We start from the raw sequence: 12,899 nt of genomic DNA on the forward strand, positions 1-12,899 counted from the left end.
AATGAAGTAAAAAATTAGGAAATACGTAACTATGAATCATGTTGTTTGGACAATTGCTGGCTCTGACTCTGGCGGTGGTGCAGGTATTCAGGCGGATATTAAAGCGATGCAAAGTTTTGGCGTCCATGGTTGTACAGCGATCACCGCATTGACTGCGCAAAACAGCCTAGGCGTTGAAGCACTTAACCCGATTTCAACCGATGTTATTGAGTCGCAATTACTCGCCCTTGAAAGCGACATGAAAGCCCGTGTTATTAAAATTGGTATGCTGGCCAATGTGCAGCAAATTCAATTGATCAGTGAGCATCTAAAACATTATAAAGCCACTTGGCCGGTTGCGCCTTTGGTTGTATATGATCCGGTGGCCATTGCTAGCAGTGGTGACTTACTGACAGAAGAAGATACCGTTAGCGCAATTAAAGAATGCTTATTGCCGCTGGTGGATGTGATCACCCCCAATACCCATGAAACGCAGTTGCTCACTGGGATATATTTAATTGGTCCCAGTGCTGTGATCGAGGCTGCGCAAAAGCTACAAAGTTGGGGCGCAAAAGCGGTACTGATCAAAGGTGGCCATTGGGATTATCCAAGCGGATATTGCATTGATTACTGCAGTGATGCCAGCTCTTATGGCAGCAATGAATATTGGCTTGGTAACGAAAAAATTCAAACGCCGCACTGCCATGGTACCGGTTGTAGTATGGCGTCAGTGATTGCAGCGTGTTTAGCGAAAGGTTACCCGCTTAAAGATGCCTTTATTTTAGCCAAAGCCTATATAAATCAAGGCTTAAAAGCTGCGGTTCGTTATGGTGAAGGAATTGGCCCTGTGGCACAAACGAGCTTTCCCGATAATCTTGATGATTACCCACAAGTCATTGAAGCGGGCAGTTGGCTGGGTGATGAGCTGGATTTTGAACAACCAAACGAATTTACTATGGCGGCAGGTTTTACTGAGTGTGAAAACAAACAGCTTGGTTTATATGCAGTGGTTGATAGTCTCGATTGGTTAGAAAAGTGTTTAGCGCAAGGCGTTAAAACTGTACAACTTAGAATGAAAAACGCCAGCGAAGAAGAGCTTGAACACGCTATTGCGGCGGCGGTCACACTTGGTAAAAAGTACTATGGCAATGTGTATATCAACGATCATTGGCAGCTGGCAATCAAACATGGCGCTTATGGTGTGCATTTAGGTCAAGAAGATTTACTTGAGGCTAATCTGGTGGCCATTAAAGAGTCGGGCATGCGTTTGGGGATTTCGACCCATGGTTTTTATGAAATGCTGCGCGCTCATAATTACCGCCCGAGTTATATGGCGTTTGGCGCTATTTACCCAACCACGACCAAAGATATGACAGGGCAAATTCAAGGGCTTGAAAAGTTAAAGCATTTTGTGCCGTTAATGAGTGATTACCCAACGGTAGCTATTGGTGGCATTGATTTAGCACGAGCGGGCGAGGTTGCTGCAACCGGTGTTGGCAGTGTAGCTGTTGTTAGGGCTATTAGTGAGGCCAGTGACTATCAACAGGCGATTGCCGATTTACAAATGGTTATTAATAGCAATGAGTGAGGCAATAAAAGGATCTTTATCTGACAAAGAGCAGTTACGTTACAGTCGTCATTTAATGCTTAAAGAAGTCGGCTTTGAAGGGCAATTAAAGCTCAAAGCCGCTCACGTTGTGGTAATTGGAGCGGGGGGGTTAGGCAGCCCCGCATTACTGTATTTAGCTGCGGCTGGCATTGGCGAATTAAGCTTGCTAGATGATGATAAGGTTGAGCTTTCAAATTTACAGCGCCAAGTGCTCTATAAAGTAAATCATTTAGGGCAAGATAAGGTCAGCGCTGCGGGCAAAGTATTAAGCAGCTTAAATAATCAAATCAAGATCAACACAGTAAGTGCAAAACTAACCACTGAAAATGCTGAACAAGTTTTTACTGGCGCAACCTTAGTACTTGATTGCAGCGATAACTTCAGCACTCGCTATGTAGTAAACCAGCAATGCTTGGCACTGGGTATTCCACTGGTGTCGGGGGCGGCAATAGCGAGTGAAGGGCAGTTGATGTGTTTCGATTTTCGCCAGCCACAGAGCCCTTGTTACGGGTGTATATTTGGAGCACAACCGCAACAGCAAGCGCTTAATTGCAGTAACGCGGGCGTGCTTAGTCCGTTGTTAGGTGTTATTGGCTCGATGCAAGCACTGTTGGCAGTTAATATCTTGCTGGGCCATCATCAAGGCAGTCAGTTTATTCGTTTTGATGGGCTAAGTTTAGCGCAGCAGCAGTTTAAATTAACTAAAGCGCCCGAATGTACTGAGTGTGCTGGGGAAAGAGCTTAAATAAAAAACGCGGCATGACTGCATTAGTCAGTCCGCGTTTTTAATTAAAATGAGTTATAACTTAATTATTAATTAGGTATTAATCATCAATCATCAATCATCAATCATCAATCATCAATTTTAGCAAACGGTGTGCCCATGCGAGTCACTGTGCCTGGTTTTTGATCATCAAAGATATCTGCTTTATTAGCACCCCAGGCTAAAATAACCGTGGAGCCTAATTTAAAGCGACCCATCTCTTCACCCTTTTTCAAGGTAATTGCATTTTCACCTGAGGTTTTGTAGTTCCAGCTAAATACATCTTTACCTGCTGGTGGTGTAACTGTACCTGCCCAAATAGTTTCGATACTGGCAACAATTGTTGCACCCACTAATACCATGGCAAGCGGGCCAATTTCAGTCTCAAAAATGGCTACTACGCGTTCGTTACGAGCGAATAGGTTAGGTACATTTTGCGCGGTAAGTGGGTTTACTGAAAATAAATCACCGGGGACGTAAATCATTTTACTCAAGGTGCCATCAATCGGCATATGAATACGATGATAATCTTTTGGCGCTAAGTAAATCGTTGCAAAGTCGCCGCCTAAAAAAGGCGCTGTATCTTGCTCTGAGCCGCCAAGTAAAGCTTGTAAGCTATAGTCATGTCCTTTGGCTTGAATAAGCTGGCCTTCAACAATTGGGCCTAGTTGACTGATGGCACCATCTACAGGATGAGTAATGATGTCATCTTCAGTGGTTAATGGCCGAACGCCTTCTTTTAAAGGACGAGTAAAAAACTCATTAAACGTTTTATAGTGAGCTGGGTCGCTATATTGCGCTTCATTCATATCAATTTTATATTGTTTAATAAACAATTTAATTAAAGTAGTTGTTAGTGCGCCTGCTTTAGCTGCAGCTAACTTGCCTACCATACGGGATACAAAATGTTTTGGCATTGCGTACTGCATTGCGATTTTGAATTTGTCTAAACTCACAAGTTTTTTCCTAAAAAATTATACGCGTGGAGCACGAGCACCCGCTCGGCCATCGGCCATTGTTTCTAAAATTCTATGGTAGCTATCAAAACGTAGCTGTGAAATATCACCATCATCGATTGCTTGGCGAATTATACAGCCCGGATCATTTAAATGCTTACAGTCTCTAAAGCGGCAACCGCCAATAAACTTGCGAAACTCTTTAAAGCACCAAGTAACGCGCTCTACATCTAAATGCCACAAGCCAAATTCACGAATACCAGGGGAATCAATTAAGTTACCGCCTGAAGGTAAGTGATGAAGTCGTGACACGGTTGTTGTGTGTTGGCCAAGGCCACTATTTTCAGAGACCTCTTTGGTCAGTATTTCAGCATCAGGTAAAACAGTGTTAACTAAAGTTGATTTACCCACACCACTTTGACCAACAAAAATACTATTTTTATCAATTAAGGTTTCTTTGAGTGCATCAATACCGTAACCGGTTTTATTACTGACTAGTAATACTTGATAATCAAGTGACCTATAAATATCCAGAATTTTATTGATGTTAGCAAGCCCAGGCTCATCAATTAAATCTATTTTATTGAGCACTAAAATAGGCTCAATGCCCATATCTTCGCAAGCAATTAAATAGCGGTCGATAATACTGGGGGTAAACTCTGGTAGTACCGCAGAGACCATCAAAATCTGGTCAATGTTGGCGGCTATGACTTTTACACCGTCGTAAAAATCAGGGCGAGTAAGTTGCGAGCGCCGTTCATGCATCGCTTCTATAACGCCAGCTAAATCACCTTCGCTGACTTTTGCGCGGCGAAATTGCACTTCGTCTCCGCAAACAATACCTTTAACGGTACGGCGAATATTGCAGCGCAAAACATCTCCGTTATCAGTTTCAATATCGGCATGTTGACCAAACCGACTGATCACCACGGCATTTTCAGGCGCACCTAAATTGTCAGTTTGCCATTGCTCAACCTTGTTAGTGGTTGGCGCAGAATCTGCATTAGACAAGCGTTTTTGGTGATTGGCCTTAATCCTACGGGATTGACCTTTACTTAATTTCTTCTGTTTTGCCACTTTTGGCCCATAACTTAGTTAAATGTCGTGCTTTTTGAAAAAAAAGCTTTAGGTCGACTGATGATACTAATATGATATATCTAAATGCGTTAGATCTAAAGGAAAGCACCGCAAGGTAATTATGTCTTTTCATAAATCAAATCTGATTTGGCTCGACCTCGAAATGACAGGTCTTGAACCAAGTACAGACAAAATACTCGAAATAGCCACGGTTGTCACCGACAGTGCGTTAAACATCTTGGCTGAAGGGCCAACTATTGCTATTCATCAAAGTGATGAATTGCTTGATGGTATGGATGAATGGTGTACTAAGCAACATGGTCAGTCAGGGTTAACTGCACGCTGTAAAGCGAGCACATTCACAGAGCAAGATGCTGTTGAACAAACTTTGGCATTTTTAAAGCAGTGGGTTCCTGCAGGCGCTTCGCCTATGTGTGGTAATTCAATAGGCCAAGATAGACGCTTTATGAATAAATATATGCGTGAACTGGAAGATTACTTCCACTATCGTAATTTAGACGTAAGCACTATCAAAGAACTAGCACGACGCTGGAAACCAGAAGTTTTAGCACAAGTGCACAAAAAAGGTTCACACCTTGCTCTTGATGATATCAAAGATTCCATCATGGAATTAAAAGTCTACCAAGAAAAATTCTTTAATTTGTAAAAAACACTTGCAAACACATCGGATTATTGTAGAATCCTGCCCCGCTTAAGACGATAACCCCCGCGGGGTTAGTGTGCTTGAGCAATTTGAATGCGGCACTAGCTCAGTTGCCAGAACGTTTACCGCGACTTGTCGCGGACCAACGGAAAAATTACTGACTATTTTGAATGCGGCACTAGCTCAGTTGCCAGAACGTTTACCGCGACTTGTCGCGCACCAACGGACAAATTACTGACAATTTTGAAATGCGGCACTAGCTCAGTTGGTAGAGCGCGACCTTGCCAAGGTCGAGGTCACGAGTTCGAGCCTCGTGTGCCGCTCCAATTTCTCACCAAAGAAATTGCAGCAAGTTTCAAATTAAAAGCTATAAACTTTTTTAGAACCTAGAAGCTAAAAATTATAATGCGGCACTAGCTCAGTTGCCAGAACGTTTTACCGCGACTTGCCGCGCATCAACGGACAAATTACTGACTATTTTGAAATGCGGCACTAGCTCAGTTGCCAGAACGTTTTACCGCGACTTGTCGCGCATCAACGGACAAATTACTGACTATTTTGAAATGCGGCACTAGCTCAGTTGGTAGAGCGCGACCTTGCCAAGGTCGAGGTCACGAGTTCGAGCCTCGTGTGCCGCTCCAATTTCTAACCAAAGAAATTGGAGTAATTTTAAAGTGAAAAATATTATGCGGTACTAGCTCAGTTGGTAGAGCGCGACCTTGCCAAGGTCGAGGTCACGAGTTCGAGCCTCGTGTACCGCTCCAATCTCTTTAAGCAATCTAAAATAAAATATGCCAAGGTCGCACTAAATCATAAGCAGTTCGAGCCTCGTGTACCGCTCCAATCTCTTAAAAATGAATACCCACCCAAATTTGATTGACAAGCAGTTATTGCTTAAAGCACATATCCAATTTATTTGGTACTTCAATTTAAATTAAATAGTTTTATTTAAACTTGCCCTTGCAGCGTTGCAATAATACGTCTTGCGCCGCCATGATCACGATGTTCGCCTAAGTAGATCCCTTGCCATGTACCAAGCTGTAAACGTCCTTGGCTAATTGGAATCGTTAGTTCGCAGCCTAAGGTACTCGTTTTTATATGCGCAGGCATATCATCATCACCTTCGTAATCATGACGATAATAAGGTTGGCGCTCGGGAACAAATTTATTGAAGTGACTTTCCATATCCATACGTACTGTCGGATCGGCATTTTCATTAATCGTTAAGCTGGCTGAAGTATGCTGTATGAAAAGGTGTAATAAGCCAATTTGGTAATCGGAAATCTCAGGGAGTTGGCTGAGTATTTCGCTATCAATAATATGAAAGCCTCGAGAGCGAGGCTTTAAAAGTAGTTGTTTTTGCAACCAGCTCATATTTTATCGAAACTAACTTCAATATTGGCATTACCGGCATCAGAGGTAAATGGGATTAATATTTTTGCCCCTTCACTTTTATGAGTTATGGTATGGCCTTTACCAGACACAACGATTGGTGTAGCCATATTAAAGTCATAGCCTTTTTCACCAAGTAGATTTTTTGCCCCACCAGTGACCATATTGGTAATTTCACCAACCATATCGGTTACTTCTTCATTGATCGAATCAGGGCGTTCACCTAGCATTCTTTCCATAATAGTCAAGGCAAGGCTCTCATCAAAAGTGATCGAAAATGAACCTTTAGTTTGCGGTCCTACCATGCCAATTAATCCCGAAACGTCGCCACAGGCAACTTCATCTTTTTTTATTTTCGGCTTACCCGGTTTTAGTTCGGTTTGCGCCATTGTGCTGAGCACATTTAATAAAGATGATAAAAAAGGATTGATGAACTCTACATTCATTATTGTTTATCCCTCGAATTTAGCAGTTTAACTGCGGTTATACGTTAAAGTGTAGTGAGTTATTTTAGCTCTGCACTTAATTATTCTTTACAATTTCCACATCTACCATGGGCTTCAATAGTTTGCCCCGATACGACGAAACCACTCTCAGCAGCAAGACTATTAAGTTCATGCGAAATCACGCTAGAGTGCAGCTCTTTGACAAAACCACAACTGTCGCATATCAACAGTTGTACAGGGTGGATATGATCAAAATGATGACACAACATAAATGCGTTAGTACTTTCAATTTTGTGAATAAAACCTAATTCAGCTAAAAAGTCTAAGGCACGGTAAATTGTGGCTGGTTTTGCTCCTGATTCAGTGAGTTTTAGTTGCTCTAATAAATCATAAGCGCCCACTCCGCCTTGCGCACTTGCTAATAGGCGAAATACTTTTTCACGAATTGGAGTGAATCGCGCACCGCGATTGTCACACACTTGTTTGGCTTTACTAACGAGTGATTCTATTTTCATCTTCTCTTATCCTTACGCTACCGTGTTATACTAACATACTGTATTGTAGTTGCAGCGTTTTTATTAGACAGTTTTATTCTAGGAAGGCTAACAATGAATGAATTATTAGCGGTATTTATTTTCTTTTTTGCGGTTATCGATCCAATCGGTACTGTGCCTGTTTTTATAGCCTTAACACGCGGAGATAGTGACAAATTCAAACGTAAAGTCGCGTTGAAAGCTGTTCTGGTGTCTGCTGGGGTATTATTGTTTTTTGTTGTCGCTGGGGAGCTGCTTTTAAATGCTATTAATATCCCCTTGTCAGCGTTTCAAATCGCAGGTGGTATCGTGTTATTGCTGTTCGCTTTGTCGATGATTTTTGGTGAAAGTAAACCAGAAATGGAAATTAAAAGTGTACGTGATAGCACTGAAACGGCCATTTTCCCTTTAGCTATCCCATCAATCGCCAGTCCAGGCGCGATGCTTGGCGCTGTTTTGATGACTCGTAATACTGAATACACGTGGGTTGAGCAGTTAATTACTTCATCAATGATGTTAGCTGTTCTTACTGTGGTACTTGTGCTTTTACTGTTGGCAACCCATGTTCACAAATTAATTGGTGATAGCGGTGCGAGTATCGTTAGCCGGATCATGGGTTTGATCCTTTCATCAGTTGCCGTGACAAATATACTCGACGGGATAGCCCATTATTTTGGCTTACAAGTATTCATATAAAGGCTGTGTAGCGCTGTTAAAAAACTATTGTCATATAAAATTTTGAATTATTGCTTAGAATTATCTAGATTAAATATAACGTAATAAAATTTAAGGAATGAAAAATGTTATTAAAAAAGATTATTTTATGCGGTTTTCTCGCTTTAGGATTAACGGCTTGCGTTGAACCGCCTCCAAGCGAAATGAAGGTTATTCAAGTTACTGACTATGATTTTAGTCATAATGACAATCATGCCGTTACCGTATATTTCGGTCATACGGGAGGAGATCATTACACCGTTACTTTATTACGAGACGAAATTAAAGAGGGAGTGTTTATTGAATCTTCCGCTAAAAATGCGCCTAATTTAGTGTTTGATGCCAGTTGGGCTGGTGAATATTATGTGCAGTCAGCTAAGCATGATACTCATTCATCTTTAAAAATACTTGAGCTAAATAGCGAAGCTAAAGTTGCTAAATTTGAAGTCGCAGCACGTTTGGTTAACCCCAAGCAAAAAAATGATTATATAAGCTTAGAAAAAACCACTATTACAGTGCAAGGCCAGCAATTTGATAATCTAACAAAATCGTTTTAAGTATATTATCTAAAGCGCAGCATACATTTTTGTTGCTGCGTTAAACAACTCAATCTCTGCTACCGACAAACAACAACTTGCTTACGATTGAAGCTCGGCTTTGATTTGTGTAAAATATAGCGCCTTCCAATGAGGGAATAACCCTTATACTTATATATCATCTGAGGATTTTACTTTGAATAGACGTTTTTCTGTGGCACCCATGCTCGATTGGACAGACCGCCATTGCCGTACTTTTCATCGTAAAATGACCAAGCATGCGGTGCTTTACACCGAAATGGTAACAACCGGTGCAATTTTATTTGGGCGTGGTGATTATCTACACTTTAATACACATGAAAACCCCGTTGCTTTGCAATTAGGTGGCTCTGATCCTGAAGCTTTGGCAAAGTGTGCAAAACTGGCTGCTGAACGTGGTTATGATGAAGTAAACCTAAATGTTGGTTGCCCTTCGGATCGAGTGCAAAATGGCCGCTTTGGTGCGTGTTTAATGGGCGAGCCGCAGCTTGTTGCTGATTGTATTGCAGCAATGAAGGCGGAGGTTACTATTCCTGTTACGGTGAAAACACGCATTGGTATTGATGAGCAGGATTCATATGAGTTTTTATGTGCGCTGCTCGAAGCGAGTCATAAGGTTGGCTGTGATGACTTTATTATTCACGCCCGTAAAGCATGGCTAAAGGGATTAAGTCCGAAAGAAAACCGTGAAGTTCCACCACTTGATTATCCGCGTGTTTATCAACTGAAAAAAGATTACCCACAGCTTGATTTAAGCTTAAATGGTGGGGTTAATACCATCGCTGATAGTGTTGCTCATTTAGCGCATCTTGATGGCGTTATGATCGGTCGTGAAGCGTATAGTAATCCATTTATATTAAGTGAAGTGGACGAGAAAATTTACGGTGATACTGCGTGTACATTATCGCGTCATGACGTGGTGCGTTCAATGTATGGTTATATTGAAGATGAAATGCGCCAAGGCGCTAACTTTTGGCATATAGCTCGCCATATGTTGGGTATTTTCCAAGGCCAACCAGGGGCGCGAGGATTTAGACGTCATTTATCTGAAAACGGCCATGGTAAGCAAGCAGATTTATCAGTGATGGATAAAGCATTAAGTTTTGTGCCTGAATAGCTTAAATTTTAATCTTGGAAGCCACTTTTTAGTGGCTTTTTTTGATCCTAAAATTTAGTCAAAATATCACTTTTTTAGTTAATTTAACGTATTTTAATTCAGCTAAACGTCACTTTTAAATTGATGTTATCTTTCTATCCTATTGTTATTTATTGTTTTAGTTGTTTTTCTAACGACATGGCATAAGTCTTGGAATCTCCTTGGTGTAATCACCCATAATCAACAGGAGAAAATCATGGGCCTAATGAATCGTGTTAATGATCTAATTCAATCAAACTTGGTCGCTGTGCTTGATAAGGCAGAGGATCCAGCAAAACTACTTAATTTACTTATTATCGAGATGCAACAAGCTCTGAATGAGTGTCGTACTACTACTGCAGCGATTTTGTGTGAAGAAAAAGCATTGAAACGCCAGCAAAGTGATAAGTTAACATCCATAGCACAATGGCAAGAAAAAGCCGAAATAGCCGTTAGTAAAGGCCGAGATGATTTAGCCACAGCCGCATTAAAAGAAAAGCAGCGTGTAGTCGCTGATATGGCAGCTGTTGAACCTGAGCTCGTTAAATTAACCGATTCATTGGCCAAGTTAGCTGACGATGCACAGCGTTTACAAGACAAACTTAGTGCTGCCAAAGCAAAGCGGCAGAGCTTAACTCAGGTGCATAGTGTTTTAAATGCACGAGTACGAGTTAATCAGCAGTTACATAGCGATAAAGTGGCACATGCACTGTCGCGTTTTGATGTGATTGAGCGCCGAGTTGAGTCAATTGAATCACAAGTGGAAGCATACGAAATGGCTGCAGCTAATCAATCAGACACGGCAACGCAAATTGATGCGCTTGTAAAAGACGAAGCCTTGGATAAAGAGCTTGCAGCACTTAAAGCTAAAGTAAAACAGTCGGCTTAGGAGTTATAAAAATGAATACATTTAATAACAATACTCAATGGTGTAAAGATCCATTAAATAAAAAAATATCGGGAGTATGTAGTGGCTTAGCGCGTCGGTTTGACTTTCCGATTTGGGCAACTCGATTAGCAACTATTGTACTGTTTATTCAGTTCCCACTGTTTATTGGTGCGGGTTATTTAATTGCACATTGTTGTTTAGACAACAAGGTTTATTAGGAGAGCGCCATGAAAATTATTGCACTGTGTCTACTAGCAGCATTGTTTATCGCTTCTAGTCCATTTGAGATAATGCAGTTTGACTCATGGCAGCTCCCTTTGTGGATTGCTGACTTGAGTTGGGTTGGCATTGAACTATTTGGTGCATTAGTCGCTGTGGTGGTCGTTATTGCCATTATTGCGCTGGTTAGTGTTGGTTTGATTGGCGCAGGTCTAATAATAGGAGTCGGCGTGATGCTGGCTTTGTTGTTTGGTTCTGTGATGATCGCATGGCCGCTACTGCTGATTGTTTTTCTGTGTTGGTTAGTCGCGGATAATAAAAAGGTGGCATAGCTTGCCACACAGAGGTTACCTTAAATGCTAATTTAGCTGACTATTTTTTCGCAAATATGCTAAATTTAGCACTTAAAGTGATTATTATAACAAGGATCGAAATGACTCTTAAGCCATTACTAACTATCTTCACAGCGGCTTTTTTAGCTGTAGGCCTATACTCTCCTGTGCTATTTGCCCATGCAGAGCATCAACATGATACAGCAAGTGATATTGTAGTTAGCAATGCCCAAGTAAGGATTTTTTTACCTGGCAGTCAATCCAGTGTTGGTTATTTAACGCTTGTTAATCATGGTGATGCAGCAGTGACATTAACTAAGGCTAGCCTTGAGGGCTTAGGACGAGTTGAAGTACATGAACATCAGCATGTTAATGGTATGATGAAAATGCAAAAAGTAGATGGGTTAGAGATCAAAGCACATCAACAGCTAGATTTTAAGCCAGGTAGTTATCATTTAATGGTTTTTGAACCAAAAGAGCCGTTAAAAATAGGGCAAGAACTCAAACTCACGCTATATTTTAGCAATGGAGATCGTGTATTTACTCAAGCTACCGTGGTTTCATTAGAAAGCCAAGTTGAGCAAGTATCACTATCTGAACAGCACCATACACATCACTAGGAGATTAAATGTCACAACATAAAGGGAAAATTATAGCAGGGCTAATATTAGTTTTTATTTTATTTTATGCCGTATCTGTGTATTGGAGTGTTGAGCCAAGCCGCGTAAATGTGATCACGCAAGCTAAACAGGATGCGCAGCAGCGTGGCGAAAAACTAGTAACAGGTTACACAACAACTACGGCTTTGATTAATGTTGCCAGCACATTATTGAATAAACCTGGTGGCTATTTATCAAATGATGTAATACCTCCGAGTATTCTTATGGATAATATGCCTGCTTGGGAATATGGCGCATTAGAAATGACGCGCGATTTGGCGCTATCAATGCGTAAAGACTTTAGCCGTTCTCAGTCGCAATCGACCGAACATGAAGCTCTAAAAAAAGCCCAGCCCCAATTTAATATTAGTTCAGAAGCATGGGCGTGGCCAAGTGCCGAGAGTGAATACCAAAAAGGCATTGATTTATTAATCGTGTATCGTACTCAAATAGCTGACCAAAACAGCCGTGACAGTCAGTTTTACGCGCGGGCAGACAACCTACGAGGCTGGTTAAAAGAAGCCGAAAAACGCCTTGGTAGTTTAAGTCAGCGGTTAAGTGCCAGCGTTGGTCAAGATCGGTTAAATACTGATTTAGCTGGTGACAAAGAAGCACACCAAGCGACTTATGCACCATTACAAAATCAGATAAAAACCTCTTGGTGGGAAATTGATGATGTGTTTTATGAATCACGCGGTGCAACTTGGGCTTTATTACATTTTTTGCAAGCTGTAGAATATGACTTTGCTGATGTATTAGAGAAAAAGAATGCACGTGTGAGCTTACAACAAATTATACGTGAGCTTGAAGCAACCCAAGAGACTGTTTGGAGTCCGGTGATTTTAAATGGTAATGGTTTTGGTTTTGTTGCTAATCACTCATTAGTAATGGCAAATTATATTTCACGAGCCAATGCGGCTCTTATTGAACTTAGCGAACTTTTAGCGCAAGGATAAC

General features: G+C 41.3%; 16 protein-coding genes and 3 tRNA genes. 14 read left to right on the forward strand and 5 right to left on the reverse strand.

Annotated elements, in window-relative coordinates; genetic code table 11:
• The first annotated feature begins 31 nt into the window (after window positions 1-31).
• Together thiE and H5186_RS02915 are read left to right on the forward strand one after the other, a co-directional pair.
• Window positions 32-1,567, forward strand: coding sequence for a thiamine phosphate synthase (gene thiE, locus H5186_RS02910; protein WP_182794105.1), 1,536 nt, complete (start codon window positions 32-34; stop codon window positions 1,565-1,567).
• A complete protein-coding gene (locus tag H5186_RS02915) occupies window positions 1,560-2,333 on the forward strand; it encodes a HesA/MoeB/ThiF family protein (RefSeq protein ID WP_182732512.1) in 774 nt (257 codons plus the stop codon). Before thiE ends, H5186_RS02915 begins: the two co-directional genes overlap by 8 nt.
• Window positions 2,334-2,440: 107 nt before the next feature.
• Here the strand turns inward: H5186_RS02915 and asd are convergent, their stop codons facing one another.
• Together asd and rsgA are read right to left on the reverse strand one after the other, a co-directional pair.
• Window positions 2,441-3,307, reverse strand: coding sequence for an archaetidylserine decarboxylase (gene asd, locus H5186_RS02920; protein ID WP_179959238.1), 867 nt, complete (start codon window positions 3,305-3,307; stop codon window positions 2,441-2,443).
• A gap of 18 nt (window positions 3,308-3,325) precedes the next feature.
• Window positions 3,326-4,384, reverse strand: coding sequence for a small ribosomal subunit biogenesis GTPase RsgA (rsgA, locus tag H5186_RS02925; RefSeq protein ID WP_145234644.1), 1,059 nt, complete (start codon window positions 4,382-4,384; stop codon window positions 3,326-3,328).
• A 121-nt stretch (window positions 4,385-4,505) separates the two neighbouring features.
• On the opposite strand from rsgA, the gene orn reads away from it, so the two are divergent.
• The 4 genes from orn to H5186_RS02945 all read left to right on the forward strand — a co-directional run bounded on the left by orn (window position 4,506) and on the right by H5186_RS02945 (window position 5,812).
• Window positions 4,506-5,051 (forward strand): oligoribonuclease, encoded by a 546-nt coding sequence (orn, locus tag H5186_RS02930; RefSeq protein WP_145234646.1) that lies wholly within the window; start codon window positions 4,506-4,508, stop codon window positions 5,049-5,051.
• A 247-nt stretch (window positions 5,052-5,298) separates the two neighbouring features.
• Window positions 5,299-5,374, forward strand: a tRNA-Gly gene (locus H5186_RS02935).
• A 239-nt stretch (window positions 5,375-5,613) separates the two neighbouring features.
• Window positions 5,614-5,689, forward strand: a tRNA-Gly gene (locus tag H5186_RS02940).
• A 47-nt stretch (window positions 5,690-5,736) separates the two neighbouring features.
• A tRNA-Gly gene (locus H5186_RS02945) sits at window positions 5,737-5,812 on the forward strand.
• Between the two features lie 184 nt (window positions 5,813-5,996).
• Here the strand turns inward: H5186_RS02945 and H5186_RS02950 are convergent.
• From H5186_RS02950 to H5186_RS02960, 3 genes are all read right to left on the reverse strand, one after another.
• On the reverse strand, window positions 5,997-6,422 hold the full coding sequence (locus H5186_RS02950) for a secondary thiamine-phosphate synthase enzyme YjbQ (RefSeq protein ID WP_145234649.1): 426 nt from the start codon (window positions 6,420-6,422) through the stop codon (window positions 5,997-5,999).
• Entirely contained in the window at window positions 6,419-6,886 is a 468-nt protein-coding gene (locus H5186_RS02955; protein WP_145234652.1) for a chemotaxis protein CheX, read from the reverse strand. Before H5186_RS02955 ends, H5186_RS02950 begins: the two co-directional genes overlap by 4 nt.
• A gap of 80 nt (window positions 6,887-6,966) precedes the next feature.
• Window positions 6,967-7,401 (reverse strand): transcriptional repressor, encoded by a 435-nt coding sequence (locus H5186_RS02960; RefSeq protein ID WP_145234655.1) that lies wholly within the window; start codon window positions 7,399-7,401, stop codon window positions 6,967-6,969.
• A 93-nt stretch (window positions 7,402-7,494) separates the two neighbouring features.
• Between H5186_RS02960 and H5186_RS02965 the strand changes: the two genes are divergently transcribed.
• From H5186_RS02965 to H5186_RS03000, 8 genes are all read left to right on the forward strand, one after another.
• On the forward strand, window positions 7,495-8,115 hold the full coding sequence (locus tag H5186_RS02965) for a MarC family protein (RefSeq protein ID WP_149983245.1): 621 nt from the start codon (window positions 7,495-7,497) through the stop codon (window positions 8,113-8,115).
• A 104-nt stretch (window positions 8,116-8,219) separates the two neighbouring features.
• Window positions 8,220-8,690 carry an outer membrane lipoprotein-sorting protein gene (locus tag H5186_RS02970; RefSeq protein WP_149983244.1) on the forward strand — a complete coding sequence of 157 codons (471 nt, stop codon included), beginning with the start codon at window positions 8,220-8,222 and terminating at the stop codon, window positions 8,688-8,690.
• A gap of 175 nt (window positions 8,691-8,865) precedes the next feature.
• Complete coding sequence (gene dusA, locus H5186_RS02975; RefSeq protein ID WP_220496371.1) at window positions 8,866-9,825, forward strand: tRNA dihydrouridine(20/20a) synthase DusA; 960 nt, start codon at window positions 8,866-8,868, stop codon at window positions 9,823-9,825.
• A gap of 235 nt (window positions 9,826-10,060) precedes the next feature.
• On the forward strand, window positions 10,061-10,732 hold the full coding sequence (locus H5186_RS02980; protein WP_182718349.1) for a PspA/IM30 family protein: 672 nt from the start codon (window positions 10,061-10,063) through the stop codon (window positions 10,730-10,732).
• Between the two features lie 11 nt (window positions 10,733-10,743).
• Window positions 10,744-10,950, forward strand: a complete 207-nt coding sequence (locus H5186_RS02985) for a PspC domain-containing protein (RefSeq protein WP_149983241.1) — start codon at window positions 10,744-10,746, stop codon at window positions 10,948-10,950.
• Window positions 10,951-10,959: 9 nt separating this feature from the next.
• Window positions 10,960-11,283: a hypothetical protein gene (locus H5186_RS02990; protein ID WP_145234667.1), complete on the forward strand. Its 324-nt coding sequence runs from the start codon at window positions 10,960-10,962 to the stop codon at window positions 11,281-11,283.
• 101 nt (window positions 11,284-11,384) lie between these two features.
• Window positions 11,385-11,903: a copper chaperone PCu(A)C gene (locus tag H5186_RS02995; RefSeq protein WP_182718348.1), complete on the forward strand. Its 519-nt coding sequence runs from the start codon at window positions 11,385-11,387 to the stop codon at window positions 11,901-11,903.
• A gap of 8 nt (window positions 11,904-11,911) precedes the next feature.
• A complete protein-coding gene (locus H5186_RS03000; protein ID WP_145234671.1) occupies window positions 11,912-12,898 on the forward strand; it encodes a DUF2333 family protein in 987 nt (328 codons plus the stop codon).
• Window position 12,899: the final 1 nt, after the last annotated feature.

It is taken from the genome of Pseudoalteromonas sp. SG41-2 (genome assembly GCF_014164535.1).
GTDB lineage: Bacteria > Pseudomonadota > Gammaproteobacteria > Enterobacterales > Alteromonadaceae > Pseudoalteromonas > Pseudoalteromonas rhizosphaerae.

Bases quoted from the DNA above. Each gene is read 5' to 3' on its own strand.
- thiE (WP_182794105.1), top strand. From the start codon at position 32: ATGAATCATGTTGTTTGGACAATTGCTGGCTCTGACTCTGGCGGTGGT.
- H5186_RS02915 (WP_182732512.1), top strand. From the start codon at position 1,560: ATGAGTGAGGCAATAAAAGGATCTTTATCTGACAAAGAGCAGTTACGT.
- orn (WP_145234646.1), top strand. From the start codon at position 4,506: ATGTCTTTTCATAAATCAAATCTGATTTGGCTCGACCTCGAAATGACA.
- H5186_RS02950 (WP_145234649.1), bottom strand. From the start codon at position 6,422: ATGAGCTGGTTGCAAAAACAACTACTTTTAAAGCCTCGCTCTCGAGGC.
- H5186_RS02955 (WP_145234652.1), bottom strand. From the start codon at position 6,886: ATGAATGTAGAGTTCATCAATCCTTTTTTATCATCTTTATTAAATGTG.
- H5186_RS02960 (WP_145234655.1), bottom strand. From the start codon at position 7,401: ATGAAAATAGAATCACTCGTTAGTAAAGCCAAACAAGTGTGTGACAAT.
- H5186_RS02965 (WP_149983245.1), top strand. From the start codon at position 7,495: ATGAATGAATTATTAGCGGTATTTATTTTCTTTTTTGCGGTTATCGAT.
- H5186_RS02970 (WP_149983244.1), top strand. From the start codon at position 8,220: ATGTTATTAAAAAAGATTATTTTATGCGGTTTTCTCGCTTTAGGATTA.
- H5186_RS02980 (WP_182718349.1), top strand. From the start codon at position 10,061: ATGGGCCTAATGAATCGTGTTAATGATCTAATTCAATCAAACTTGGTC.
- H5186_RS02985 (WP_149983241.1), top strand. From the start codon at position 10,744: ATGAATACATTTAATAACAATACTCAATGGTGTAAAGATCCATTAAAT.
- H5186_RS02990 (WP_145234667.1), top strand. From the start codon at position 10,960: ATGAAAATTATTGCACTGTGTCTACTAGCAGCATTGTTTATCGCTTCT.
- H5186_RS02995 (WP_182718348.1), top strand. From the start codon at position 11,385: ATGACTCTTAAGCCATTACTAACTATCTTCACAGCGGCTTTTTTAGCT.
- H5186_RS03000 (WP_145234671.1), top strand. From the start codon at position 11,912: ATGTCACAACATAAAGGGAAAATTATAGCAGGGCTAATATTAGTTTTT.